This window comes from Sphingopyxis sp. (assembly GCF_025869345.1).
Classification (GTDB): Bacteria; Pseudomonadota; Alphaproteobacteria; order Sphingomonadales; family Sphingomonadaceae; genus Sphingopyxis.
Window position 1 is genome coordinate 1 of record NZ_JAOZVW010000040.1, and the last position, 25,361, is coordinate 25,361.

24 protein-coding genes and 1 tRNA gene are annotated in these 25,361 nt (G+C 66.1%); 15 read left to right on the forward strand and 10 right to left on the reverse strand.

The window, feature by feature from the left end:
* Positions 1–202: 202 nt before the first annotated feature.
* Together OJI97_RS04765 and OJI97_RS04770 are read right to left on the reverse strand one after the other, a co-directional pair.
* A complete protein-coding gene (locus OJI97_RS04765) occupies positions 203–538 on the reverse strand; it encodes a 2Fe-2S iron-sulfur cluster-binding protein (RefSeq protein WP_297661628.1) in 336 nt (111 codons plus the stop codon).
* Positions 539–1,624: an aminotransferase class V-fold PLP-dependent enzyme gene (locus OJI97_RS04770; RefSeq protein WP_297661631.1), complete on the reverse strand. Its 1,086-nt coding sequence runs from the start codon at positions 1,622–1,624 to the stop codon at positions 539–541.
* A gap of 277 nt (positions 1,625–1,901) precedes the next feature.
* Between OJI97_RS04770 and OJI97_RS04775 the strand changes: the two genes are divergently transcribed.
* Positions 1,902–2,558, forward strand: a complete 657-nt coding sequence (locus tag OJI97_RS04775; RefSeq protein ID WP_297661633.1) for an alpha/beta hydrolase — start codon at positions 1,902–1,904, stop codon at positions 2,556–2,558.
* Positions 2,559–2,669: 111 nt separating this feature from the next.
* Here the strand turns inward: OJI97_RS04775 and OJI97_RS04780 are convergent, their stop codons facing one another.
* Positions 2,670–2,834: a hypothetical protein gene (locus OJI97_RS04780; RefSeq protein ID WP_297661634.1), complete on the reverse strand. Its 165-nt coding sequence runs from the start codon at positions 2,832–2,834 to the stop codon at positions 2,670–2,672.
* A 114-nt stretch (positions 2,835–2,948) separates the two neighbouring features.
* Between OJI97_RS04780 and rpiB the strand changes: the two genes are divergently transcribed.
* The 6 genes from rpiB to OJI97_RS04810 all read left to right on the forward strand — a co-directional run bounded on the left by rpiB (position 2,949) and on the right by OJI97_RS04810 (position 6,874).
* The gene (rpiB, locus tag OJI97_RS04785) at positions 2,949–3,401 is read left to right on the forward strand and encodes a ribose 5-phosphate isomerase B (protein WP_297661636.1); all 453 of its coding nucleotides are present in this window, start codon (positions 2,949–2,951) and stop codon (positions 3,399–3,401) included.
* Positions 3,398–4,705, forward strand: coding sequence for a serine hydroxymethyltransferase (gene glyA / locus OJI97_RS04790; protein ID WP_297661638.1), 1,308 nt, complete (start codon positions 3,398–3,400; stop codon positions 4,703–4,705). The genes rpiB and glyA overlap by 4 nt, the downstream gene beginning before the upstream one ends.
* A 5-nt stretch (positions 4,706–4,710) precedes the next feature.
* A complete protein-coding gene (locus tag OJI97_RS04795) occupies positions 4,711–4,929 on the forward strand; it encodes a hypothetical protein (protein ID WP_297661639.1) in 219 nt (72 codons plus the stop codon).
* A gap of 3 nt (positions 4,930–4,932) precedes the next feature.
* Positions 4,933–5,397, forward strand: coding sequence for a transcriptional regulator NrdR (gene nrdR / locus OJI97_RS04800; RefSeq protein WP_297661640.1), 465 nt, complete (start codon positions 4,933–4,935; stop codon positions 5,395–5,397).
* 78 nt (positions 5,398–5,475) lie between these two features.
* Positions 5,476–6,621: a TrmH family RNA methyltransferase gene (locus OJI97_RS04805; protein ID WP_297661642.1), complete on the forward strand. Its 1,146-nt coding sequence runs from the start codon at positions 5,476–5,478 to the stop codon at positions 6,619–6,621.
* A 31-nt stretch (positions 6,622–6,652) separates the two neighbouring features.
* Positions 6,653–6,874, forward strand: a complete 222-nt coding sequence (locus OJI97_RS04810; protein ID WP_297661644.1) for a hypothetical protein — start codon at positions 6,653–6,655, stop codon at positions 6,872–6,874.
* Positions 6,875–6,895: 21 nt separating this feature from the next.
* Here OJI97_RS04810 and OJI97_RS04815 read toward each other — a convergent pair whose 3' ends face one another.
* Positions 6,896–7,204 (reverse strand): chorismate mutase, encoded by a 309-nt coding sequence (locus OJI97_RS04815; protein WP_297661646.1) that lies wholly within the window; start codon positions 7,202–7,204, stop codon positions 6,896–6,898.
* 210 nt (positions 7,205–7,414) lie between these two features.
* On the opposite strand from OJI97_RS04815, the gene rpsD reads away from it, so the two are divergent.
* Positions 7,415–8,026, forward strand: a complete 612-nt coding sequence (gene rpsD / locus OJI97_RS04820) for a 30S ribosomal protein S4 (protein ID WP_257550473.1) — start codon at positions 7,415–7,417, stop codon at positions 8,024–8,026.
* Between the two features lie 57 nt (positions 8,027–8,083).
* Here the strand turns inward: rpsD and OJI97_RS04825 are convergent, their stop codons facing one another.
* Positions 8,084–10,006, reverse strand: a complete 1,923-nt coding sequence (locus OJI97_RS04825; protein WP_297661649.1) for an alpha/beta fold hydrolase — start codon at positions 10,004–10,006, stop codon at positions 8,084–8,086.
* Between the two features lie 189 nt (positions 10,007–10,195).
* On the opposite strand from OJI97_RS04825, the gene OJI97_RS04830 reads away from it, so the two are divergent.
* From OJI97_RS04830 to OJI97_RS04845, 4 genes are read left to right on the forward strand one after another with little or no spacing between them, the layout of a single operon-like run.
* Positions 10,196–11,881, forward strand: coding sequence for a M28 family metallopeptidase (locus OJI97_RS04830; protein ID WP_297661651.1), 1,686 nt, complete (start codon positions 10,196–10,198; stop codon positions 11,879–11,881).
* Between the two features lie 13 nt (positions 11,882–11,894).
* Positions 11,895–12,878 (forward strand): agmatine deiminase family protein, encoded by a 984-nt coding sequence (locus tag OJI97_RS04835; protein WP_297661653.1) that lies wholly within the window; start codon positions 11,895–11,897, stop codon positions 12,876–12,878.
* Positions 12,879–12,931: 53 nt separating this feature from the next.
* Positions 12,932–13,783, forward strand: a complete 852-nt coding sequence (gene aguB, locus OJI97_RS04840) for an N-carbamoylputrescine amidase (RefSeq protein ID WP_297661655.1) — start codon at positions 12,932–12,934, stop codon at positions 13,781–13,783.
* A gap of 20 nt (positions 13,784–13,803) precedes the next feature.
* Positions 13,804–14,445, forward strand: a complete 642-nt coding sequence (locus OJI97_RS04845; RefSeq protein WP_297661657.1) for a heme-binding beta-barrel domain-containing protein — start codon at positions 13,804–13,806, stop codon at positions 14,443–14,445.
* A 4-nt stretch (positions 14,446–14,449) separates the two neighbouring features.
* Here OJI97_RS04845 and OJI97_RS04850 read toward each other — a convergent pair whose 3' ends face one another.
* The 3 genes from OJI97_RS04850 to OJI97_RS04860 form a co-directional block, all read right to left on the reverse strand.
* Positions 14,450–15,070 (reverse strand): PilZ domain-containing protein, encoded by a 621-nt coding sequence (locus tag OJI97_RS04850; RefSeq protein ID WP_297661659.1) that lies wholly within the window; start codon positions 15,068–15,070, stop codon positions 14,450–14,452.
* A 293-nt stretch (positions 15,071–15,363) separates the two neighbouring features.
* Positions 15,364–16,701: a sigma-54 dependent transcriptional regulator gene (locus OJI97_RS04855; RefSeq protein ID WP_297661661.1), complete on the reverse strand. Its 1,338-nt coding sequence runs from the start codon at positions 16,699–16,701 to the stop codon at positions 15,364–15,366.
* The gene (locus tag OJI97_RS04860) at positions 16,698–18,452 is read right to left on the reverse strand and encodes an ATP-binding protein (protein ID WP_297661663.1); all 1,755 of its coding nucleotides are present in this window, start codon (positions 18,450–18,452) and stop codon (positions 16,698–16,700) included. Before OJI97_RS04860 ends, OJI97_RS04855 begins: the two co-directional genes overlap by 4 nt.
* A 205-nt stretch (positions 18,453–18,657) precedes the next feature.
* On the opposite strand from OJI97_RS04860, the gene OJI97_RS04865 reads away from it, so the two are divergent.
* The 3 genes from OJI97_RS04865 to OJI97_RS04875 are packed head-to-tail and all read left to right on the forward strand — an operon-like array spanning position 18,658 to position 24,024.
* Positions 18,658–19,989 carry a dicarboxylate/amino acid:cation symporter gene (locus OJI97_RS04865; RefSeq protein WP_297661752.1) on the forward strand — a complete coding sequence of 444 codons (1,332 nt, stop codon included), beginning with the start codon at positions 18,658–18,660 and terminating at the stop codon, positions 19,987–19,989.
* A 19-nt stretch (positions 19,990–20,008) separates the two neighbouring features.
* A complete protein-coding gene (locus OJI97_RS04870; protein ID WP_297661665.1) occupies positions 20,009–23,077 on the forward strand; it encodes a TonB-dependent siderophore receptor in 3,069 nt (1,022 codons plus the stop codon).
* A gap of 2 nt (positions 23,078–23,079) precedes the next feature.
* On the forward strand, positions 23,080–24,024 hold the full coding sequence (locus OJI97_RS04875) for a DUF4886 domain-containing protein (RefSeq protein ID WP_297661667.1): 945 nt from the start codon (positions 23,080–23,082) through the stop codon (positions 24,022–24,024).
* A gap of 3 nt (positions 24,025–24,027) precedes the next feature.
* Here OJI97_RS04875 and OJI97_RS04880 read toward each other — a convergent pair whose 3' ends face one another.
* Together OJI97_RS04880 and OJI97_RS04885 are read right to left on the reverse strand one after the other, a co-directional pair.
* A complete protein-coding gene (locus tag OJI97_RS04880; protein ID WP_297661669.1) occupies positions 24,028–25,098 on the reverse strand; it encodes a nitronate monooxygenase in 1,071 nt (356 codons plus the stop codon).
* A gap of 56 nt (positions 25,099–25,154) precedes the next feature.
* A tRNA-Ser gene (locus OJI97_RS04885) sits at positions 25,155–25,247 on the reverse strand.
* Positions 25,248–25,361 lie beyond the last annotated feature (114 nt).

Here is a 25,361-nt window from a genome sequence, read left to right on the forward strand (position 1 = left end):
CGTCATTCCCGCGAAAGCGGGAACCCAGAGCGGGCGTCGGCTGACCCCACCCTAGGTTCCCGCTTTCGCGGGAATGACGAAAATAGGAGATGAAAACTGTCACTTACCTGCCGCCTATGAGCTCTCGTCATCCCGGACTTGATCCGGGATGACGATGGAGGATAGGTCAGCTTCCGATCGAAAACGATCCCCGCCGACCCGATCAGCGCGGCCCCTGCATATTGCGGCTCTCCGCCGGGATATGCACCGTCAGCCCATCGAGATCGCCGGTCAGGACGATCTGGCAGGCAAGCCGGCTGGTGCGCCGGGCCCCGGCGGCCAGGTCGAGCATATCTTCCTCCTCCTCGCTCGCGGGCGGCAGGCGGTCGAAATCCGCTTTCGCGACGATGACGTGGCAGGTCGAGCAGGCCATCTGCCCCTCGCACGTCCCTTCGAGCGGCATCAGATGCGCCTGCGCGACGTCGAGCAGGACGTCGCCCGCATTTGCTTCGGTCTCGGTGCGCCCCTTGCCGTCGGCGTGGATGAAGGTCACGCGCACTCAATTCACTCCCTGAAGCCGCGCCGCATCCTTGATCGCGGTCAGCCCGGCGCGCAATTCCGCTTCGCTGGTATAGCGTCCCCAGCCGAGCCGGATCGAGGCGCGGGCGTCGGCTTCACTCACCCCCATCGCGCGCAGCACATGGCTGACCTTGCCCGATCCGCTGCCGCACGCGCTGCCGAGCGAGAAAGCGACGTTCCGGGCGTCGGACATCAGCCGCAGCCCGTTCACCCCATCGCGCCGGACATTGAGATTGCCGTGATAGCGCGGGGCCGCGGCGCCGCCCAGCGTCCATTCGGGCAGCATGTCCATCGCCAGCGACCAGAGCCGCTCGACATGCGCGGCGTCCGCATCGAAGCGCTCGGCCGCGAGCGCCGCCGCCGCGCCGAATCCGGCGCACAGAGCCGGGGAGACGGTGCCCGAGCGCATCCCCTGCTCCTGCGCGCCGCCGAGCATCAGCGGTTCGAGGTCGACGCCGTCGCGCACCCACAGCGCGCCGATCCCCTTCGGCCCATGAATCTTGTGCGCCGAAAGCGCGATCAGGTCCGCGCCATCGGGAATCGCGACCCGGCCGTAACCCTGCACCGCGTCGCAGAGCAGCAAGCTGTTCTTCGCGTGCGCGGCGGCGGCGAAATCGGCGACCGGCTGGATCGTTCCGACCTCATTGTTCACCAGCATCGCCGCGACGAGGCCGTTTTCGGGGATCAGCGCGTCATCGGGCGGCAGCGCCAGCCCCGCACCATCGACCGGCAGAATGTTCGCATTCAGCCGTTCGAGACATTGCAACGACGCGGCATGTTCGATGCTCAGCCCCGCAACGCCGCCGGGTTTCGCCTCCGCGCCGCGAAACAGGGCCCAGTTGAGCGCCTCGGTCGCGCCCGAAGTGAAGAAGACGCGTCCGCCCCGCGGCAGCAGCGCCGCGACCTGATCGCGCGCGACCTCGACCGCCGCCGCCGCGGCGCGGCCCGCCTTGTGCGTGCTGGAGGGATTCGCAAAGGTGTCGCCTTCGTCGCCCAGCCAGCGCAGCATCGCCTCCCGCGCCTCGGGTGCGAGCGGCGTCGTGGCCTGGTAATCGAGGTAGATCATCTTGCGAGCCTCTGCCCCCTAATCCCGTTCGTGTCGAGTAACGCATGAAATCCTCGTCACCCCGGACTTGATCCGGGGTCCCGCTTATCACCGCCGCTGAGCGGGACCCCGGATCAAGTCCGGGGTGACGAAACGAAGGATGGCAAGGCCTCTTATTGCGAACGATTCGCAAAAGTTGCAACTTGCCACCTATTTTCTATATAGGCGCCGCTTTCGCTCCGCCACCCCGTCTCCCGGCGAATCACTGGCAAGCCCAAGAACCATAGAAGGTGCGCCCATGCCCGACGTTATTTTTCCCGGCCCCGAGGGCCGCATCGAAGGCCGCTTCTCGCCTCCGCCACGCCCGCGCGCGCCGGTCGCGCTGATCCTGCACCCGCACCCGCAGGGCGGCGGCACGATGAACGACCGCATCACCCAGGCGATGTACAAGAGCTTCGTCGCGCGCGGCTTCGCGGTGCTGCGCTTCAATTTTCGCGGCGTCGGCCGCAGCCAGGGGACGTTCGACAACGGCATCGGCGAGCTCAGCGACGCCGCCTCGGCGCTCGACTGGGTGCAGTCGATCCATCCCGAGGCGCAGACGACCTGGGTCGCGGGCTTCAGCTTCGGCGCCTGGATCGGCATGCAGCTTCTGATGCGCCGCCCCGAGATCCGCGGCTTCCTGTCGGTCGCGCCGCCCGCCAATATGTATGACTTCAGCTTCCTCGCCCCCTGCCCCTCGTCGGGGATCATCGTCGCGGGCGGGCAGGACGAGATCGTGCCGCCGCCCGCGATCCAGAAGCTGGTCGACAAGCTGCGCACGCAGAAGGGGATCACCATCCACCACGACGAAATCCCGCGCGCGAACCATTTCTTCGAGCACGAGCTCGACCAGCTCATGAAGTCGCTCGATAATTATCTGGATATGCGCCTCGCGCCCGATTCGCCGATTCGGTGACGAATCAAACCTAGTCATTGCGAGCGGCGAAGCCGCGCGGCAATCTAGAGCCTGCGTAAACCGCCCTGGATTGCTTCGCTCCGCTCGCAATGACGAAGGTTTTTGTCGGATCTATTTCGCCGGCACCAGCCAGATCGCGATATTCGCGAACATCACCAGCGCCGCGACGAACATCAGCAGCGCGCGCTTGCGGTCGCCGGTGCGGAAAATATAGACGGCGCCGCCGGTCAGCGCGACCCCGGCGAGCATCAGCAGGGACATGATGGTGTCGGACATGGGGCGGCTTTATCGCCCGCGTCACAAATTTGCCACCTGGCTTATGGTCAATCCGGGCGGCTTCGCCTAAAGCGCGCTCATCGATTCCCTGTCACCCCTGCGGGAGCCGCCCCGATGCGCATCGCGATAGCCTCTGACCACGCCGCCTACGAGCTGAAAGCCGTGCTCGCGGCTTGGCTGCGAGACCTCGATCACGAGGTGCTGGACCTCGGTCCAGCGACGGCGGACCGGGTGGATTATCCCGACTTCGGCTACAAGCTCGCCGAGGCCATCGCCGATGGCCGCGCCGAACGCGGTATCGCGCTCTGCGGTTCGGGGATCGGCATTTCGATCGCGGTCAACCGCCATCCCGCCGCCCGCTGCGCGTTGGTGAGTGACCCCTATTCGGCGGCGCTCTCCCGGGAGCATAATGACGCCAATGTGCTCGCAATGGGCGCGCGGCTGATCGGCGAGGATATGGCAAAGGCCTGCGTCGCATCCTTTCTCGTCGGTGATTTTGCCGGCGGCCGCCATGGCCCGCGCGTCGACAAGCTTTCCCACCCGCCCCAACTGGAGACCAGCCGATGACCACCGAAACGCTCGACAAGCCCATCAAATCGGCCGGCTATTTCACCGACGGTGTCGCCGCGACCGACCCTGCGGTCGCGGCGGCGATGAAGCATGAACTCGACCGCGAACAGCATCAGATCGAACTGATCGCGTCGGAAAATATCGTCTCCAAGGCGGTTCTCGAGGCGCAGGGCAGCGTCTTCACCAACAAATATGCCGAAGGCTATCCGGGCAAGCGCTATTATCAGGGCTGCGGCCCGTCCGACGAGGTCGAGACGCTGGCGATCGATCGCGCGAAACAGCTTTTCGACTGCAATTTCGCCAACGTCCAGCCGCACTCGGGCGCGCAAGCGAACGGCGCAGTCATGCTCGCGCTGACCAAGCCCGGCGCGACGATCATGGGCATGAGCCTCGACGCAGGCGGCCACCTGACCCACGGCGCGGCGCCCGCGATGTCGGGAAAATGGTATGATGCCGTTCAGTACGGCGTGCGCGCCGACGACCATCTCGTCGACTTCGATCAGGTCGAGCGCCTTGCGAAGGAACATCGCCCCTCGCTGATCATCGCGGGCGGCTCGGCCTATCCGCGCACCCTCGACTTCGCGCGATTCCGCGCCATCGCCGACGATGTCGGCGCGCTGCTGATGGTCGACATGGCGCATTTCGCGGGGCTCGTCGCCGGCGGCGTGCATCCCTCGCCGATGGAGCATGCGCATGTCGTCACCACGACGACGCACAAGACGCTGCGCGGCCCGCGCGGCGGCATGATTCTGACCAATGATGAGGCGATCGCGAAGCGCATCAACTCGGCGGTATTCCCCGGCCTCCAGGGCGGCCCGCTGGTCCACGTCATCGCCGCGAAGGCGGTTGCCTTCGGCGAAGCGCTGCGCCCCGAGTTCAAGGCCTATGCCAAAGCGACGATCGCCAATGCGCAGGCGCTCGCGAACCGGCTGAAGGCGCGCGGCGCCGACGTCGTCGCAGGCGGCACCGACACCCACCTCGCGCTGATCGATCTCCGCCCGCTCGGCATCACCGGCCGCGACGCCGACGAAGCGCTCGAACGCAGCGCGATCACCTGCAACAAGAACGGCGTTCCCTTCGATCCGCTGCCGCCGGTCAAGACCAGCGGCATCCGCGTCGGCTCGCCGGCGGGCACGACGCGCGGCTTCGGCATCGCGGAATTCGAGGAGATCGGCGACATGGTCGCGGACGTGCTCGAAGCGCTGCGCGACAAGGGCGAGCATGGCGACGCCGATGTCGAAGCCGACGTCCGCAGCCGCGTCCGCGCGCTCTGCGAGCGCTTCCCCATCTATCAGGGCTAAGCGCGATGGCGCGGCAGCACCCCGAGGAGCCGACGCTGGCCGAGCGGACGATCGAAGAGGTCAAGGCGATGGGCAGGCAGGGGATCGACCATCCCTCGACGCGCCCCGTCCTGACCGGCGGAGTCGTCGGCGCGATCGCGGGCGCGGTGCTGCCGGTCGTCACCTGGCCGGTGGGCCTGTTCGCGGGCGCCGCCATCGTGCTCTATTCGCGGGTGAAACGCTGACCGATGCGCTGCCCCTATTGTGGACATGAAGACAGTCAGGTGAAGGACAGCCGTCCGACCGAGGACGGCGCCGCGATCCGCCGCCGCCGCCAGTGCGAGGATTGCGGCGCGCGCTTCACGACCTTCGAACGCATCCAGCTTCGTGAGGTCGCGGTGCTCAAGGCGGGCGGCACCCGCGAGCCCTTCGACCGCGAGAAACTGATGCGCAGCGTCCAGATCGCCTGCCGCAAGCGCCCGATCGACGGCGCGCGGATCGAGCGGCTCGTCTCGGGCATCCAGCGCCAGCTCGAAACCTCGGGCGACAACGAGGTGCAGGCGTCGCAGATCGGCGCAATGGTGATGGAAGCGCTGAAGGGCTTCGACAATGTCGCCTATATCCGCTTCGCCAGCGTCTATCGCGATTTCACCGAAGCCAGGGATTTCGAGGAATTCGCCTCGTCGATCACCGAGGCGGCGCATAAGAGCTAAATCCCGCCCCACCCCGATTCCCCGAGCGAAGCCGAGGGGCATTTTCGAGCGAAGCGAGAACGCGGCAACGGACAATATATGAGCTTCTGGACATACCTCCTCCATTGCGCCGACCGCACCTATTATACCGGCCACACCGATGACCTCGACAGGCGTCTCTATCAGCATCAGGAGGGCATTCTCGGCGGATACACCTCGACCCGTCGACCCGTCGAATTGGTCTGGGCGGAAGCCTTCGCAACCCGCGAGGAAGCCAAGGCGGCGGAGCTCAAGATCAAGAACTGGTCGCGTGCGAAGAAGGAAGCATTGATTGCGCGGGATTGGGATCGCCTGCAGCGCGCGTCGATTCCACCGGCCGAACGCCGCGCCCGCCTAATCGGTGTCCCCGAGCAAAGCCGAGGGGCCATGCCGAGCGAAGTCGAGGCTGCGACGGTGCGGGTTCTCGCTTCGCTCGAACGAACCCCTCGGCTTCGCTCGGGGAATCGGGGAGAGGATGGCTCCGTTTCGGCTCCCCCTCCCGTCATCGTTCTCGTCCACCCCCAGCTCGGCGAAAATATCGGCAAGGCGGCGCGGGCGATGCTCAATTTCGGGCTCACCGAACTCCGCCTCGTCGCCCCGCGCGACGGCTGGCCGAACCCCGATGCGGGCCCGGCGGCATCGGGCGCCGATGTCGTGCTGGCCGAGGCCACAGTTTACGACAGTCTCGCCGCGGCGGTCGCCGACTGCACCACCGTCTATGCCACCACCGTGCGCAAGCGCGGCGTGACCAAGCCGGTGCTGACGCCCGAAGCCGCCGCGAAGCAGGTCCATGCGAGCGCGGGCCGCTCGGCCTATGTTTTCGGGCCCGAACGATCGGGACTCGAAACCGACGACGTCGCCTTGGCGCACAGCATCGTCACCGTGCCGATCAATCCGGAGTTCGGCTCGCTCAACCTTGCGCAGGCGGTAATTCTGCTCGCCTATGAATGGTCGAAGGGCGTCGCGCTGGCGAGTCCGCCCGATGTTCCGCTCGATCCGCCCGCACCGCAGGGCGAACTCGAACAATTGGTCGAGCATCTGAGCCGCGACCTCGACGCCGCCGGCTATTTCTTCCCGCCCGAGCGAACCGACGCGACGCTGCGCACCTTGCGCACCGCGCTCACCAAGACCGGATGGTCCCATAACGACATCAGGATGATGCACGGCATCATAACGGCGCTTGGCCGGACGAAAAAACCGTCCTAGGGACGCGCATTCTTTCAAAAGCGAGTAATATATGATCTCCACGATATTGTCCCTGGCCCTGGCCGCGACCTCCGCCAACGCGGCCGGAGACGTTCCTGTGAAACCCGCCAAACCCAGGAAGATTTGCGAGAAGGTAGAGATTACCGGCAGCCGGGTGTCGAAACGCATATGCCGGACGGTCGAAGCCCCGAAGCCGAAGGATGAAGCGGTGCAGACCAGCACCGAAAAGACGGCGGCCGCCGAAACCAATTAGGATTCTGGCGCGAACCGGCGATCAGGCGCGCAGCCGATCCCACTTGACCGCTTCATAAGCGATCGACTGTTCGACCAGTTCGTTCCACACCGCGCGAAGCCGCTCGGGCTCGAGACCGGCGGCGGCGGCGGCGCGCGCGACATTGTCGAGCACCTCAGCCTTGCGCGCTTCGTCGCGAACGGTGCCGCGGTCGTTCTTGATGCGCGCGGCGGCATCCATGTACCCGAAACGGCGGACGAGCAGCGCGACCAGCGCGCGATCGACCTCGTCGACTCCGATCCGGACTTCGGTCATCGTTTCGCACTGCTCGGGAAGTTTGGCGGAGGTCATAGGCGCTGCCTTTAGCGGCTTTTTCCGCGCTGTCGAGGCATCGCGCCGATGCGCGCGCCGCGCTTGACTTTCCGCGCTTCCCCGTCTAACCGCGCGCCTTCGCAATGGACCCCGCACCCCGGTGAAGCGGCGGTCGCATAGGACATATGCCCTATGGTGCGACCCGGGAACCGCCGAAATCCTTCGGCACACAGCATATTGGAGACGACAATGTCGAAGCGCCAGAGCGCCAAGTATAAACTCGACCGCCGCATGGGCGAGAATATCTGGGGCCGCCCGAAGAGCCCGGTCAACCGCCGCGAATATGGCCCCGGCCAGCACGGTCAGCGCCGCAAGGGCAAGATGTCGGACTTCGGCATCCAGCTCCGCGCGAAGCAGAAGCTGAAGGGCTATTACGGCGACATCACCGAAAAGCAGTTCAAGAAGAACTATTTCGAGGCGTCGCGCATGAAGGGCGACACCGGCCAGAACCTGATCGGCCTGCTCGAACGCCGCCTCGATGCGGTCGTCTATCGCTCGAAGTTCACGCCGACCATCTTCTCGGCGCGCCAGCTCGTCAGCCATGGTCACGTCTATGTGAACGGCGTGAAGTGCAACGTCGCCAGCCGTCTCGTGAAGCCGGGCGACGAAATCACCCTCGGCAAGAAGGCGCAGGAAATGGCGCTGGTCGCCGAAGCGCAGAGCCTGCCCGAGCGCGACCTGCCCGAATATCTGTCGGTCGACGGCACCAAGACGACCTACGTCCGCGTTCCGACCCTCGACGAAGTGCCCTATCCGGTGAAGATGGAACCGAATCTGGTCGTCGAATTCTATTCGCGCTGATCGGCTCGATTGCGAAATTACGAGGGGCGGCCCGGAAACGGGCCGCCCCTTTTTCGTTCAGTGCGGCAGGAATCCGGTGATCCGCGCAAGCATCGCAGTCCGCGTGTCGCTGTCGCCCAGGTTATGCGCCAGCCCTGGATATTCGATCAGTTCGACCTTCTTTCCTGCCGAGAGCAGCGCCCCGCGCATGATCCGCGCCTGGTCGATATCGACATTCTGGTCCAGCGTGCCGTGGAACATCAGCACAGGTGCCGCGATCCGGCCGGCATTGCGCGCCGGCGATCCCTCGATGATATGCGGACCCGAACCGATGAAATCGCGAATGATCGCGCCGCTGGTATAGCGCGCACTTTCGGTCTTCAGCTTGCCGAGATCGGTCACCGGCGCGATCGCAACGATGGCGCGAAACAGGTCGGGCGCGACGACGCCCGACTGCAACGCGGCATAGCCGCCATAGGACCAGCCCACGATCGACAATTTGGCGGGGTCGGCCCCCTGCGCCAATATCCAGCGGCCGGCGTCGTTCACGTCTCCGATCGCGACCTTCCACGACTGGAAACCATTGTTCTGATACCATTGATCGCCATAGCCCGACGAACCGCGGTAATTGGGCTGGACGACCGCAAAACCCGCCTGGGCGAAATATTGCGCGAGCCAGTCGAACCCCCATTCGTCGCGCGAAGAGGGGCCACCATGCGGCATCACGATCGCCGGCACCCCCTTGGCATCGCTGCGCCCCGGCGGAAGGGTCAGATAACCGGGGATCATCGTGCCGTCGGACGCGGGATAGCGTATTGCCTTGACTGGCGAGAGCGTCAGTTCCGACAGCAAAGGCCGGTCCTCGAGCAACGGCCGGAGTTGCTTCGCCGCAGGCGTATAGCGATAATAGCGCCCCGGATCGACATCCGATCCGGCCCATAACAGCCACTGAGACTCGTCGGCCGACGCATCGATAAAATAGACTTGCCGGCCGCCGAGCGCCTGCGACAGCGAACTGGCCATTGCCGCGACATGCGTGTCGGTCGTCACCATCTGGCGGCGGTCGGTGGCATAGGTCGCGCCCACGACGCGCTGATCGCGGCCGACGCGAACCAGTCCGTCGACATCGACCTCGGGATGGCGATAGAGTGTTTCGCCCCTCCCCGTTCCGTCGAGCTTGACCGCCATGACGGCGAGACGCCCGTCGATCTTGCCGAAACCGATCGCACGGTTGGTTGCGGCATCGACCACCCAGGGCTCGAATCCTTCACGCGACAGCGTATCGAGCGATGACAATGGTTGCCAGTCGCCGCCATCCGCGGACTTATAGAAGTAACGCACGACGGGACTGAGATTGTCCGTCCGTCCTGTCATCGGCTGGGTGCCCATGATACGCACCTTGCCCTTGCCGTCGGTGATATATTCGATGGTGTCGCGTCTGGGTTTCTCGACGACCTTCACCGACCCTTCGACCACATTCACGAGATCGACGCCCATTCCCTCCTCGTCCTTGGTGATCAGCGAGGCGGTATGGCGGTTCGCTTCGGGAACGTGGCTGCGCATCATCAACACGCTGGCGGGCGGTCCCGGCTGCCAGTCGATGATACTGCCACCACGAAAATCGAAGCCCAGCGCATTGTCGCCCCGCCGCGTACTCAGCGTCTTGACGTTGCCGCCCGCCGCATCGACGGCGAGCAGGGAAGAAAAGCCATAGATGAACTCGCCTACCTTTTGCCGGCCGCCGATCTGACAGATCAGCCGTGCGTCGGTCGCCCATCTGCACCATCGCAGGATTTCGGGATCGCCGCTGGCGCGCAGGATGCGGCGGGGAGAGGCGCCATCGGCAATATCGACCACGAACAGGTCATTTGCCTGCCCCTTGTTCGGCGCGAGAAAGGCCAGACTCTGCCCGTCGGGGGACAGGCTAACCTGCGTGACGCCGTCGAGCGTGCCGAAGCGGCGCGCGATGTCGCCTTCCTGCGCCTGCGCAGTCCCCGCCACGATCCCCAAACCCAGCAAATATAGCCGGTGCCCCCGCATCTCTATCCCCCTGTTATTCAATTCCCTTTCTCTTCCCTAAAGCCCGGCGTCCGCTTTTCCAAGCGCCGGGAAGGGCGCAAGCGGCGCTTGCGCCTTCAACGCCGGGCTGGCACAAGTCCGCGATCGAATACAAAAGCCTGAGGAATTTCCATGCTTCGCTTCCCCCGTACCGCCGCGGCTTTCGCGGTTCTTTTGTCCGTTGCTGCGTGCAGCGGCTCCGACAAGGCGGCCGGCCCCGATGCGGCCTCGCTTCCCGACGTCCAGTTTCCCGAGCTGTCGCTGCAGACGCTGCAGGACGTGACCAAGGAATTGTCGTCGGACGCCTATGAGGGCCGCGCGCCGGGCACCGCGGGCGAGGAAAAGACCCTCGCCTATCTGATCAAGCAGTTCGAGGAAGCGGGGCTCAAGCCCGGCAACAACGGCAAGTGGACGCAGGACGTGCCGCTGGTCGAGATCACCGCGCAGAATGCGACGCCGCTCAGCTTCACCGGCGGCAAGGCGCCGGTCACGCTGAACTATGGCAACGACTATGTCGCCTTCAGCTATCGCGTCCAGCCGAAGACCGAGGTCAAGGACAGCGACGTCGTCTTCGTCGGTTACGGCATCAACGCCCCCGAAAAGGGCTGGAACGATTATGCCGGGCTCGACGTCAAGGGCAAGACCGTCATCATTCTCGTCAACGACCCCGACTGGCAGACGCCCGAAGCCAAGGGCGAGTTCGGCGGCCGCGCGATGACCTATTATGGCCGCTGGACCTATAAATATGAGGAAGCGGCGCGCCAGGGCGCCGCCGCGGCGCTGATCGTCCACGACACCGAACCCGCCGCCTATGGCTGGAACGTCGTGGAATCGAGCAACACCGGCACCCAATATCTCGCCGAGACCAAGAACGGCGGCGCCGACCAGACCGTGGCAAACGGCTGGATCCAGCTTGCGAAGGCGAAGGAACTGCTCGCGAGCGCCGGACAGGATTTCGACAAGCTGCGCGCCGCGGCGGGCAAGAAGGGCTTCAAGGCCGTCCCGCTGACCGGGGTGAAAGCTTCGTTCGGCTTCGACAACCAGATCGCGAAGAAGATGTCGCATAACGTCGTCGGCGTGCTGCCGGGGACGAAGCGCCCCGACGAATATGTGCTCTATACCGCGCACTGGGACCATCTTGGCCGCTGCACGCCGGTGAACGGCGACGATATCTGCAACGGCGCGGTCGACAATGCGACCGGAACCGCCGCGCTCGTGACGCTGGCGCAGGCCTATCAAAAGGCCGGTGCGCCCGATCGCAGCGTCGTCTTCCTGGCCGTGACGGCCGAGGAATCCGGCCTGCTCGGCTCCGAATATTATGCCGCCAATCCGATCTTCCCGCTCGCGCAGACGGTCGGCGGGGTCAATATGGACGCGCTCAACCCGAACGGTCCGGCGAAGGACATCGTCGTCGTCGGCCGCGGCAAGTCCGATCTCGACACCTATCTGGAAAAGATCGCCCAGGCGGCAAAGGTCACGATCGTCGATGAGCCGACCCCCGAAAAGGGCTTCTATTACCGCTCCGACCATTTCAGCTTTGCGAAGCGCGGCGTGCCCTTCTTCAACTTCGGCGCCGGCGAAGACCTGGTCGATGGCGGCAAGGAAGCCGGCAAGAAGGCGGCCGAGGATTATGAGAAGAATCGCTATCACGCCCCCGGCGACGAATATGCGGCGATCAAGAATTGGGACGGCATGATCGCCGATCTCAAGCTCTTCTATGCCGCCGGGCGGATGCTCGCCTCGACCGACGCCTGGCCGAACTGGGTGAAGGGCGACGAGTTCCGCGCCGCGCGCGACAAGTCGCGCCCCGCGAAATAATCGGACGGCGCCCATGACGCTGCGCATGGTTGCCGAATGGGCGCCGCACGAAGCGGTATGGATCGGCTTTCCCCACCTCGACGAGGAGTGGGCGGGCCGGATCGACGCGGCACGTGCCGATGTCGCCGCTTTCGCGAACGCCGTCCATGACGGCGGCCGCGGCGAGGAGGTGCGGCTGGTCGTCAACGATGCGCGCCAGGCGGACATCGCCGCCGGGCTCGTCGAGGCGGGCGTGCGCATTCTCGTCCAGCCGCTCGGCGACATCTGGCTGCGCGATACCGGGCCGATCGTCGCGGGCACCGGCGCGACGCGGCGCGCGCGCAATTTCGAATTCAACTGGTGGGGCGAGAAATTCGTCATGCCCGGTGACCGGGAAGTCGGCGCCGCGCTCGCGCAAGCTGGCGGGCTGCCGGTCGACGACCAGGACTGGGTGCTCGAAGGCGGCGCGATCGACGTCGACGGCACCGGGCTCTGCGTCACCACCGAGGAATGCCTGCTCAACTCGAACCGCAATCCGACGCTGACGCGCGAGGACATCGCGGTCAGGCTGCACCAGTCGCTCGGCATCGAGCGGCTGCTGTGGCTCGGCAAGGGGCTGATCGGCGATCATACCGACGGCCATGTCGACAATCTGGCGCGCTTCGTCGGCGAAGGCCGGCTCGCGACCCCCGTCGCGGCGGGCGGTGACGACCCCAATGCCGAAATCTACGCCGATGCGCGCGCCCGCGCGGCGGCGTTCGGGGATATCGAAATCGTCGACCTCCCCTCACCCGGCCGTGTCGAGATCGATGGCGATCTCGCGGCAGCGAGTTATATGAACTTCTACATCGGCAACAGCACCGTAGTCGCGCCGACCTATGGCGTGCCGAACGATCAAGCGGCGGTCGATGCACTTGCCGCGCTCTTCCCCGACCGCCGCACCGTGGGCGTTCCCGCACGCGGTATCCTCGTCGGCGGCGGCAGCTTCCACTGTTCGAGCCAGCAGCTTCCCCGGTAGATTCAAGGCAGATTCGCGCTGGCAAGATGCGCCGCCTCCCCTATATCCGCTCCATGACCCGCACCATCTCCGTCGCCGCGCTGCAGCTTGCCCTGCCCGGCCCCGTCCAGCCGAATATCGACGCGGTCGCCGCGCTCGTCGAGGAGGCGGCCGCGAAGGGCGCGCAGATCGTTCTGCCGCCCGAACTCTTCGAAGGCCCCTATTTCTGCCAGGTCGAGGAGGAAGAGCTCTTCGCCAATGCGCGGCCGACCGCCGAGCATCCGAGCGTCATCGCGATGCGGGCGCTGGCGGAAAAGCTGAAGGTCGCGATCCCGACGAGCTTTTTCGAAAAGGACGGCCCGCATTATTACAATACGCTCGCGATGATCGGACCCGACGGCGCGATCATGGGCACCTATCGCAAGAGCCACATTCCCGATGGTCCCGGCTATGAGGAAAAATATTATTTCCGCCCCGGCAATACGGGATTCAAGGTCTGGGACGTGTTCGGGACGCGGGTCGGTGTCGGCGTGTGCTGGGACCAATGGTATCCCGAATGCGCGCGCGCGATGGCGCTGATGGGGGCCGAACTGCTTTTCTATCCGACCGCGATCGGATCGGAACCCTATGACGCCGACCTCGACACCAGCCGCATGTGGCGCCGCGCGATGCAGGGCCATGCGGTATCGAACTGTATGCCGGTGATCGCCGCGAACCGCATCGGCGCCGAGGGCGAGGCGAACTTCTATGGCCACAGCTTCATCACCGACGAATGGGGCGACCTGACGCAATCATTCGGCGCGAGCGAGACCGGCGTTCTTATCCAGACGATCGACCTCGATCGCGCGGCGAAGCATCGCGCCGGCATGGGCTTTTTCCGCGACCGCCGGCCGCAGCTCTATGCACGGTTGGCCGAAGACATCTGACAGACCCAAAAGGGGGCAGCATGGACATACCCAAGGACATCTTCACCGAGCCCGAGGACGTCGATCCCGATACGCTCGCCAATCTCGGCCCGCTGCGACGGCTTGCGGGCGTCTGGGAAGGGACGCGCGGCGTCGACGTGAATCCCAAGGCCGACGGTCCCGAGACGCGCAAATATTACGAGCGGATCGAGATGCATCCGATCGACCCGCAGGCGAACGGGCCGCAGCTCTTTTATGGCCTGCGCTATCACGTCCATATCAACACGCCCGAGGAGGACATCGCCTTCCACGACCAGGTCGGCTATTGGCTCTATGAAGCGGCGACGGGCCTGATCATTCAGACGCTCGCTATCCCGCGCGGCCAGATCGCGATCGCGGCGGGGAATGCCAAGCCCGATGCGAAGCAGTTAATCGTCAAGGCGACACGCGGACAAAGTGAATATGGCATCTGCTCGACAACCTTCCTCGAACAGGCCTTTCGCACCGACAGCTATGAACTGACCGTCGATTTCCACGACGACGGGACGTGGAGCTATGTCTCCGACACGATGCTGATGGTGAAGGATCAGGGGCTGTTCCGGCACCGCGACCACAACCGGCTGAGCAAGATCGCCGAGCCCGACCTCAACCCGTGGGCCAAGATCGTGAAGGGCGCGGCCTGAACGGTCAGTTCTGAAAGCGGCGGATGCTTTCGAGGTCGGCGCGGTCGAGCGGCTGGGTCAGCCACAAACCGCCGCGCGTTCCGCGCGACCAGCGCACGATCGCCTTGCGGCGGATTCCGCTCGCGAGCACGAGGTCGAGCTCCTTGCCGACTTCCAGATGCCCATCGTGGACGAAACCCGCGCCGCTCTGCGACAGGTCGACGAGTTCGATCTCGCTCGTGCCTTCGTCGGTCACCACCTGCGCGCTGCTGTGGACGGGAAGCCGCGGCTGGCGATAGCCGCTCGCGCGCTGTTCGGCGGCTAGCTGCTTGAGCACGTCGGCGACGTCGACCTCCTCGTCGAACGCGACGCCGCAACGGCCGCCTTCGGACCACACCACCTTGCCGCGCACGGTCACCGCATCCGAAAGCGCGATTTCGAGCCGTTCGCCGACCGTGATGGGCACATCGGCGGCGAGCATCATGCCGTTGTCGGACATGTTGCGCACACGCCACAGGCCGACGTCGCCATCGCGCGTCACCTTCGCGATGCGCCACACGGTGCGATAGCGGTCGGCGCCGCGGCGATCGACTTCGCCGGGCGATAGCGGCTCGGGCGTTGCGTTGGAGAGGAGCGGTTTCTTCATGCCATCCTCGTTGAAAGCAGCACCGGAAGAAGGAGAATATGTCATACGATACTCAAAACATCTCGATGCCGGTGCCGAATATTAGCGAAATTCTGCATAATATTCAATGGCACTAGAAATCGCAGTTAATATAAATTCAACGAACTGGCCTTCGCTCGAACAACCATGGCGGGCGATTATGAATAAAATCCCCAATTTGCAGAATTTAACGGCACCATAGTGGCAGCATTAAGCGATCACAGTCGCGGCCCGTCGAAAAGCGCCGAGGCGGATCGGCCGAGCCCGAAACGCCCTCAGTTCCGATAGATTTTCGGATCGATGCCGTGGCGCGCGATCTTGTCGTAGAGCGTCTTGCGCGGGATGCGCAGGAACGCCAGCGTCGCCGCGATATCGCCGCCCGCACTCGCCAGCGCGTCGCGAATGGCGTGCGCCTCGAACTGCGCCACTCGCTCGGGCAGCGCCGGCGGTATCGCGCCATCTTCCGGGACCGGCGCCTCCAGTCCCAGCACCTCGCTATAGGCGAAATTGCGAAGCTCGCGGACATTGCCCGGCCAGTCATGTTCGATCAGGTGCCGGCGCGCGGCATCGCCCAGGGTGAAATCCCGCGCGCCCATGCGGCCGGTCGCTTCCTCGACGAACGACGCAAAAAGCTGCGGGATGTCGGCCCTGCGCTCGCGAAGCGGCGGCATCCGCAGCCGCACGACGTTGAGGCGATAGAAAAGGTCTTCGCGAAACTCGCCGGCGCGGACCGCCTGCTGCAGGTCGCGACGCGACGATGCGATGATGCGCAGGTCGACCCCGCGCGGCTCGCTCGCGCCGATCGGCCGGATCTTGCGCTCCTCGACGACGCGCAGCAGCATCGACTGGATCGCGAGCGGCATATTGTCGATGCCGTCGAGGAACAAAGTGCCGCGATGGCTCTGTTCGATCCACCCTTCGCGGGCGATCGGGCCATAGCCAGGGGCGCCGCGATCGTGGCCGAACAGTTCAACCTCGGCGAGCCCTTCGGGAAGCGCACCGCAATCGACCGCGACGAACGGGCGGCCCGAGCGTGGCCCCTTGCGGTGGAGGAGCAGCGCCGCAAGCTCCTTGCCCGTCCCCGTCTCGCCCTCGACGAGCACGTCGATGTCGGCGCGCGCGATCTGGACGATCGTCGCGCGAAGCTGCGCCATGACCGGACTGTCGCCGATCAGCGGGCTGTCGACGCTGGTTTCGGCCGCTGCGCGCAGCATCCGGTTGTCGAGAATCAGACGCCGGGAGGTGAGCGCCTTGCGCACGGCGGCGATCAGATGATCGGTCGCATAGGGCTTGGCGAGGAAGTCGAATGCCCCGCCCTTCAGCGCCCCGATCGCCATCGGCACGTCGGCGTGCCCGGTGATCAGGATGACGGGGATTTCGGGGTCGATCGCCCGGATGCGCGCAAAGAATTCGAGCCCGTCGAGGCGCGGCATGCGGATATCGGTGACCACCGCGCCGCTGAACGCGTCGTCGATCGCCGCGAGCGCCGTCTCGGCATCGGCGAAGGCCCGGACCTCGATATCGGCGAGTTCGAGCGACTGCACCGTCGCCGCGCGCAAGGCGTCGTCGTCGTCGACGAAAATGACCTGCTGGCGAGTCACGAATTCGCTCATGCGCGGCGAACCTCCAGCCGAAAGGCCGCGCCGCCCAGCGGCGACGCGATGCTGTCGAGTGCGCCGCCGAATTCGCGCGCGATATCGCGCGCGATGCCCAGCCCCAGCCCGAGCCCATCGGCCTTTCCGGTGACGAAGGGCGTGAAGAGATTGTCGGCGACGTCGGACGCGATCCCCGGCCCGTTGTCGGCGACGGTGATCGCGATATCGCCCTCCGCTCGCGTTTCGATACGGATGCGCGGATCGGGCCGGCCGGTCAGTGCATCGAGCGCGTTCTGGAGCAGATTGACGAGAATCTGTTCGAGCCGCACGCGGTCGGCGATGCAGCGCATTCCCGGCGCCTCGCCGACGCGCTCGACCGTGACGCCATGTTCGCGGATACGATCGCCGACGAGCAGCAGCGCACCGTCGATCACCCGCGCGACCTCGACTGGGCCGGGCGCGGGCGTGCTGCGCCGCGCGAAGCTACGCAATTCGGCGATGATCGCCGCGATCCGCTCGGTCAGCGCAACGATCGTCCCGATATTGTCGCGCGCCTTGCCCGGATCGCCGCGGTCGAGAAACGTGCCGGCGTTTTCGGCGAAACCGCGGATCGCCGCGACCGGCTGATTGATCTCGTGCGCAACGCCCGCGGTGATCTGTCCGATCGTGCCGAGGCGGCTCGCCTGCGACAATTCCTCGCGCGCAGCGCGGAACCGCCGGTTCGCCTCGACCAGATCGGCGGTGCGCGCCGCAACTTCGATCTCGAGCATGTGGCGCGCCTCCACCTGCAATCGCTGCTTCTCGCGCGCGCGGAACACCCAGGTCAGTAGCGCGGCGAGCAGGATGAAGGCGATCAGGATCGCGGTGCGCGCGGTCGCGTTGGCGCTCGCCTCGGCGGGCGCGAGCGGCTGGAAGGCGTGCAGCCGCGCGCCCGCCATCGGCACCGGAACCGCCGCTTCGCGATAGCGCGCGTCGCCGTTCGCCCAGGTCGCGCCGTCCTTCGCGAGAGGCAGCGGCGTAAGCGGCAGATCGCCGAATTGCAGCACCGCGCGGATCGCCGCGCGCGTCCGCTCGTCGATGGGCGCGAGGGTGCGAAAGCGCCAGTCGGGGCGGCTGGTGATGATGACGACGCCATGATCGTCGGTGACGAAGGTCGCGAGCGGCTGGCGCGCCCATTCGGCTTCGAGACCGCCGAACTCGACCTTGACGACGATCACGCCGAGCGCCCGGCCGCCCTCCTCGACGCGGCGCGCGATGAACAGGCCGGGCCGGCCGCTGACGGTGCCGAGCGCGAACAATTCGGCGCTGCCCCGGGCCATGGCGTCGCGGAAATAGGGACGAAAGCCGTAGTTCTGGCCGACGAAGCTCTGCGGGCGGCGCCAGTTGCTCGCGGCGATCGTCCGGCCGTCGCGCGCGATCAGATAGATGACCGCGGCGTCGGTGCGGTCGGCGAGCAGTTCGAGCTTGTCGTTCATCCGCCGCGCCGCCGCGGCATCGCCGCTGCCCAGCACGGTGCGGACATCAGGATATTCGGTGAGCACCAGCGGCAGCAGGCGGAATTTCTGAAGCTCGCCCGCCAGGCGGCGCGACGCGCTGCGTGCCTGCTGCTCGGCGGCGGCGTCGGAGGCGACGCGCGCATGGCCCGCCGCCCAGCCGAAGGCGGCGACCGCGATCATCGCCAGCAGCAGCAGGGCGAGCAAAGCGGCCCAAATCAGGCGCCGCCCCGTGCCCGGCGCGCGCGAATCATCGAGGAGAGCCGGAGTCGCCATATGTGCGGATTATCGCACATATTGGCTCATGGTAAGCGGAAAATCGCACAGTCAAAGCGGGGAAATATCGCAGCCCCCTCCGCAATGACCTTATTTTCAGCCATTTTTCGGATAATGCGAAGTTCGTGGACCGGCGATGGGGCCGGCCATAATTTTGAGGAAGCAACGGCGAAAGGCCGTGCTCGGGAGGATGTACGTGGCAGCCATCATATTCGACGAGACCGGACAGGCGCCGGCGGGAGCGACGCCGCTCTACCGCCACCTCTATGTCCAGGTGCTCGCCGCCATTCTTCTGGGCGTGATCATCGGCCATCTCTGGCCCGCGACGGGCGAGGCGCTGCGACCGCTCGGCGACGGCTTCATCAAGCTCGTCAAGATGATCATCGCCCCGGTGATCTTCGTCACGCTCGTCACCGGCATCGCGGGGATGACCGAATTGCGCTCGGTCGGCCGCGTCGCGGGCAAGGCCTTCGCCTATTTCCTCTTCTTCTCGACGCTGGCGCTGGTCGTCGGCCTGATCGTCGCCAACACGGTGCAGCCCGGCGCGGGCATGAACATCGACCCGGCGACGCTCGATACCGGCGCGGTGACCGGCTATGTCGAAAAGGCGAAGCACAGCGGACTGGTCGATTTCGTGATGTCGGCGATTCCGACCACTTTGGTCTCGGCGCTCACCGGGGATTCGCTGCTCCAGGTGCTGCTGGTATCGATCCTGTTCGGGATTGCGCTGTCGATGGTTGGCGAGCCCGCCGCGCCGGTGCGCGATCTGTTCGAACGCGTCGGGCTCGTCATCTTCCGGCTCGTCGCGATCCTGATGCGCGCCGCGCCGATCGGGGCGTTCGGCGCGATGGCGTTCACGATCGGCAAATATGGGGTCGGGTCGCTCGCGAACCTCGCCGGGCTGCTCGCGACCTTCTACCTCACCTCGGCGATCTTCGTGGTCGTCGTGCTCGGCATTACGGCGCGGCTCGCGGGCTTTTCGATCTTCAAGCTGATTCGCTATCTGCGCGCCGAGCTGCTACTCGTGCTCGGCACCTCCTCATCCGAAAGCGCGCTGCCCAGCCTGATGGAGAAGATGGAGCGCGCCGGCTGCGCCAAGTCGGTCGTCGGGCTGGTGGTGCCGACGGGCTACAGCTTCAACCTCGACGGCACCAACATCTATATGACGCTCGCCGCGCTGTTCATCGCGCAGGCCTGTAACGTCGACCTGTCGCTCGGCCAGCAGGTCGCGCTGCTGCTCGTCGCGATGATCAGCTCGAAGGGGGCCGCGGGCGTCACCGGCGCGGGGTTCGTCACGCTCGCTGCGACGCTGTCGATCGTGCCGTCGGTTCCGGTCGCAGGCATGGCGCTAATCCTCGGCATCGACCGCTTCATGTCGGAATGCCGCAGCCTCACCAATTTCATCGGCAACGCAGTCGCGACGGTCGTCGTCGCCCGCTGGGACAATGCGCTCGATCGCGATCAGCTGCGACTGGCGCTGGACGGCGGCGCACCGTCTCCACTGGCCGCGCCGCCCGTCGAACAGGACATGGATTGAAAGCAAAGGGAGAAGGATAATGAGGGGTTCGACATCGGCATTGCTGCTCGCGAGCACGGCGATCTGCCTGTTCGCTTGCACTCCCGCCCGGGCGCAGGATAACGCACCCGCCGCGCAGGACGACGCGGCCGATGGCGAGAGCCAGGGCGGCGACGGCTCCGACATCGTCGTCGTCGGCTCGCGGATCGAGGGCGCGCGCGTCACCGAAGCGCTGCCGGTGGTGGTCTTTGATCAGGATCGGATCGACGCCGCCGGTGTGGTCAGCGGCGACGAACTGATCCGCAGCATTCCGCAGATGGGCGACGTCAGCTTCAACCCCGGCAACAATGCGCAGACGAGCAATGCGGCGCGCGGCGACGTCGGTTCGGTCAATCTCCGCTCGCTCGGCGTCGGCAACACGCTGGTGCTGCTCAACGGTCGCCGTATCGTTACCCATCCCGCGAGCCAGGGGCTGTCGGACACGGGCACCGTGCCGGTGCTGAGCTATAACTCCAACGCGATCCCGACGACCGGGCTCCAGCGGTTCGAGGTGCTGCTCGACGGCGCCGCGGCGCTTTATGGCTCGGATGCGGTCGCGGGCGTCGTCAACACGGTGCTCAAGGACAATTACGACGGCCTGAGGCTACAGGCGCAATATGGCGGCGCCGAGGGCACCCATCTGCGCGAGTTTCAGGGCAATATCCTGGCGGGCAAGAGCTTCGATCGCGGTAACATCACCGTCTCGTTCGAATTTACCGATCGCTCGGCCCTGCGCGCCGAGGATCAGGATTTCACCGCGTCGGCCGACCTGCGTCCGCTGTTCGCCGATTATCCCGATTTCGCCGATTCGACGACGCCCGACGGACGCGCGACGCGCGGTCCGTGGCCCGCGTTGCAGGTTCAGATCGCCGGCGGACGGCCGCGCCTCGGCTCGACCAACATGACCACGGCGGCAGGCTCCTTCACCGTCCGCCCGCCGAGCTTCGGCGGCTGCACCTATCAGCTTTCGCCCGACCTCTGCCTGGTGAACACCTCGCTCGCGACGAACAATACGTTCCGCAACCTGCGTTACGACACCGCGATCGGCACCACCGTCATGCCGCGCGTCAAGCGCTACAACGGCTTCGCCAACGGGCATTACGACCTGACCGACACGCTGACTTTGTTCGGCGAGTTCGGCTATTATTATTCGGACACGCTGCGGGGCCAGCCGGCAGTGATCAACCTCAACCAGATCTGGATCCCGGCGACCAACTATTACAATCCCTTCGGGCCGGTTGGCAGCCCCAACCGCATCCCCGGGCTGACCAACGTCCCCGACGAGGGCCTGCCGGTGCTGCTCACCAATTACCGCTATGTCGATGCGGGGCCGCAGACGGTGCATGTCACCGGCGAACAGCTTCGCGCCCTCCTCGGCATCCGGGGCGAGACCGCGGGTTTCAAATGGGACAGCGCCTTCACCTATTCGGAGGCGAGCGCGCACGACAGCAGCTTCGCGGTGCGCAGTTCGGCGCTGCAACAGAGCCTCGCGCTGTCGACGCCCGACGCCTATAATCCGTTCAACGGCGGCTGCGCGACGGCGACCACCTATGGCGACTGCACGCCCAGTTCGCAGGTCGCGCTCGACGCGATCGGTTTCCAGCTCCAGCGCCGGTCGAAGACGACGCTGACGATGGGCGATTTCCGCGCCTCGCGCCCCGACCTCTTCAAGCTGCCCGGCGGCGACGTCGGCATGGCGTTCGGCGTCGAAGTCCGGCGCGAGACCCAGCGCGACGACCGCGACGCCGCGGTCGACGGCTCCGATCCCTTCGTCGACATGGTGTCGGGCGCGATCACGATCAGCGACGCCGCCGCGGTCAGCGACAATCCCGACACCTATGGCAAGCGCACCGTCGCCGCGGCCTATGCCGAGCTGGCGGTGCCTTTGGTGTCGGAGGATATGAACATCCCGCTGATGCGGCGTTTCGACCTCCAGCTCGCCGGACGCTATGAGCATTACAGCGACTTCGGCAGCGTCGCGCGGCCGAAGATCGCGGCGGCGTGGGACGTGGTCGACGGCCTCCGCTTCCGCGGCTCCTTCTCGCAAGGCTTCCGCGCGCCGAACCTCGAACAGGTCAATGCGGTCGAATATGCCCGCCTCGCGACCAGCCAGGATTTCCTGCGCTGCGAGGTCGATCTGCGCGCCGGGCGGATCGACAGCTTCACCGCCTGCGGCAACAATGTTGGCTATTCGCGCCGCGTGTCGGGCAACCCCGACCTCAAGCCCGAAAAGAGCACCAACTATAATCTCGGCGCGGTGTTCGAACCGGCCTTCCTCCCCGCCGATCTCGGCCGGGTGACCTTCACGGTCGACTATTGGTCGATCCGGCAAAAGGGCATCGTCGGCATCCTCGGCAACAATACCGCCGTCGCGCTCGACTATCTGCTGCGCCTGCAGGGGTCGTCTAATCCCAACGTCATCCGCGACGCCGCCAACGCCGACGATGTCGAAGCCTTTGCGGGAACCGGCATCGCACCCGTGGGCCGCATCCTGACGGTGCGCGACCAGTTCATCAACCTTCAGCCGCAGACGGTGCGCGGGCTCGATTTCGCTTTCTATTGGCAGTCGCCGAAGACGAGCATCGGCAAGTTCAACCTGGCCGTGAACGCGACCCGGCTGCTCAAATTCTCCCGCGCGCCGGGCGATGCGGTCGACATGCTCGTCGCCGCGCGCGAGGCGGGCGACATCAACGCCGCGACCCCGCTGCCCGAGACCGAGGATCTGATCGAGGCGAACGGCCGCCCGAAATGGCGCGGTTCGGCATCGCTGACCTGGTCGCTCGGCCAGTTCCAGCTCGGCGCCTTTGCGCGCTATACCGGCGCGGTCGACGAAACCGGCTTCGTCGACGCCGACGGCAATCCGTGGCGGGTCAAGTCGCAGCTCACCGCGAACCTCTATGCCCAGGTCCGCATCCGCGACCGGGGCGGGATCGGCGGCGACATGCGCTGGCGCGTCGGCGTCCGCAACATCGCCGACAAAAAGCCGCCGCTGTCGTCGGAAGGCTATCTGGGGTCGCTCTACAGCCCCTATGGCCGCTATTGGTACAGCTCGGTAACCACGGAGTTCTGACGATGAAATACGGGTCCGGTATCTGGCTCCTGATCGGCTGCGCCGGGCTCGCCGTCGCGCCGGCGGCAGCGGCAAAGGAGAGCGCGCCCGCGCCGACCGCCGCCGGCGCGGCTTCCGCTTCCCTCGCTCCGAAAGCGGCGCCGCGAACGATCCTGTTCATCGGCAACAGCTTCACCCAGGGCGCGCATTCGGCGGCGCGCAACTGGCACGCGAGCACCGTCACCGATCTCAACGGCGCCGGCTATGGCGGGGTTCCGGCGCTGTTCAAGGCCTTTTGCGAGCAGATGGGACTCGATTACACCGTCAGCCTCGAGACGCAGGGCGGCAAATCGCTCGGCTTTCATTATGACGAGCGGCGCGCGCTGTTCGACAAGCCGTGGGACGTCGTCGTCCTCCAGGAATATAGCGTTCTCGACCGCGCCCGGCCCGGCGATCCGGCGGCCTATATCCGCGATGTCGGCCGAATGGCCGCGCTATTCCGCAAGCGCAATCCGGCGGTCGATATCCGGCTCGCCGCGACGTGGACGCGCGCCGACCAGACCTATACGCCCAAGGGGCATTGGTACGGCAAGCCGGTGAGCGCGATGGCCGACGACCTGCGCGCCGCCGCCGAACAGGCCCGCGCCGCCAACCCCGCCGTCCGGGGCATTTTGCCCGTGGGCGAGGCGTGGAACCGGGCGATGACGACCGGCGTCGCCGACCCCGATCCCTATGACGGCATCGCCTATGGCCAGCTCGACCTTTGGACCTACGACCATTATCATGCGAGCGTCGCGGGCTATTATCTGTCGGCGCTCGTCACCTTCGGCGCGATCACCGGCGTCGATCCGGTCAGCCTTGGCGCACACGAAAAGAGCGCCGATGCGCTCGGCCTGTCCGACGCGCAGGCGGCCGCGTTGCAGGCAGTCGCGCGCGACGAGCTGGCACGATCGAATGCCGCGCGCTAATCGCTACGCACGCCGCGCCGCTTCCAGTTCCGCCGCCAACGCCGCGACAAGGTCGGCCGCCGGCATCGCGCGCGCCAGCGGCGCGCCCTGCCCCGCCCATTGCGCCCCGAATCCATACTCGCCCCGCGCCTTGGCGGCGGCGTGCAGCGCTTTGCCCAGATCATAAGTGATCGGATAGGCGGGGATTTCGGCCGGGTCGATCGCGGTATCCTGCGCCGCGAAGCGATTGGACAGGATACGCGCCGGCCGGCCCGATACGGCGCGCACCATCGCGGTATGACGCGCGGCGTCGCCGCGCAGCGCGGCGCGGTAGGCGGCATCGGCCAAACTCTCGTCACAGGCGACGAAAGCCGTGCCGAGCTGCGCGGCAGCGGCGCCAAGGTCCAGCGCCGCCGCGATGCCCGCGCCGTCCATGATCCCGCCCGCCGCGATCACCGGCCGGCCGAGCGACCGTGCGAGCAGGCGGGTGAGCGCCATCGTCCCGAGCCGGTCGTCGCGCGCGTCGGGATCGAACATCCCCCGATGACCGCCCGCCTCCCATCCCTGCGCGACGACGGCGTCGATTCCGGCCGCCGTCACGGCCTCCGCCTCGGCGAGGCTGGTCGCGGTGGCGAGCAGGACGATCCCGGCGGCACGCAGCGCCGCGATCGCCTCGTCCGTGGGCAAGCCGAAATGGAAGCTGACGACCGCGGGGCGCTCTGCGACCAGCATATCCAGCATCGCGTCATGGCCGACAAAGCTGCGATAGATTTCGCCGAGAGCCTCCGGCGGTTCGGCACCGAACTCGGCGAACAGCGGGCGGAAGCGTTCGATCCACCGGCGTTCCCGATCGGCATCCGCAATCGCGGGCCGGTGGCAGAATAGATTAACCTGAAACGGCCGCGCCGTGCGTGCACGCACCTGGGCGATCATCCGCCGCGCCCCATCGACATCGGTCGCGCCGACCCCGATCGACCCTAAGGCCCCCGCCTCGCTGACTGCCGCCGCCATGTCGGGCGACGACACCCCCGCCATCGGCGCCTGGACGATCGGCAGATCGATGCCGAGAAGCGAGAGGAGATCGTGGCGGGCCATGGGCGAGCCCTATGACCGTTTTGGCCGGACTTCAAAAGCAAAGGTGTTGGGAAGGGTGGCGGAGACGGAGGGATTCGAACCCTCGGTACCGGATTTACCAGTACGACGGTTTAGCAAACCGTTGGTTTCAGCCACTCACCCACGTCTCCGCATGGTCTGCCGCGCTAACGGCAGGCTGGCTTAGGCGGGTCGCTATAGCCATGCGCTTCGCGCCCCGCAACGCCTAACATTGGTCCCTTTCGACCTTATTTTGACGGCTTCAC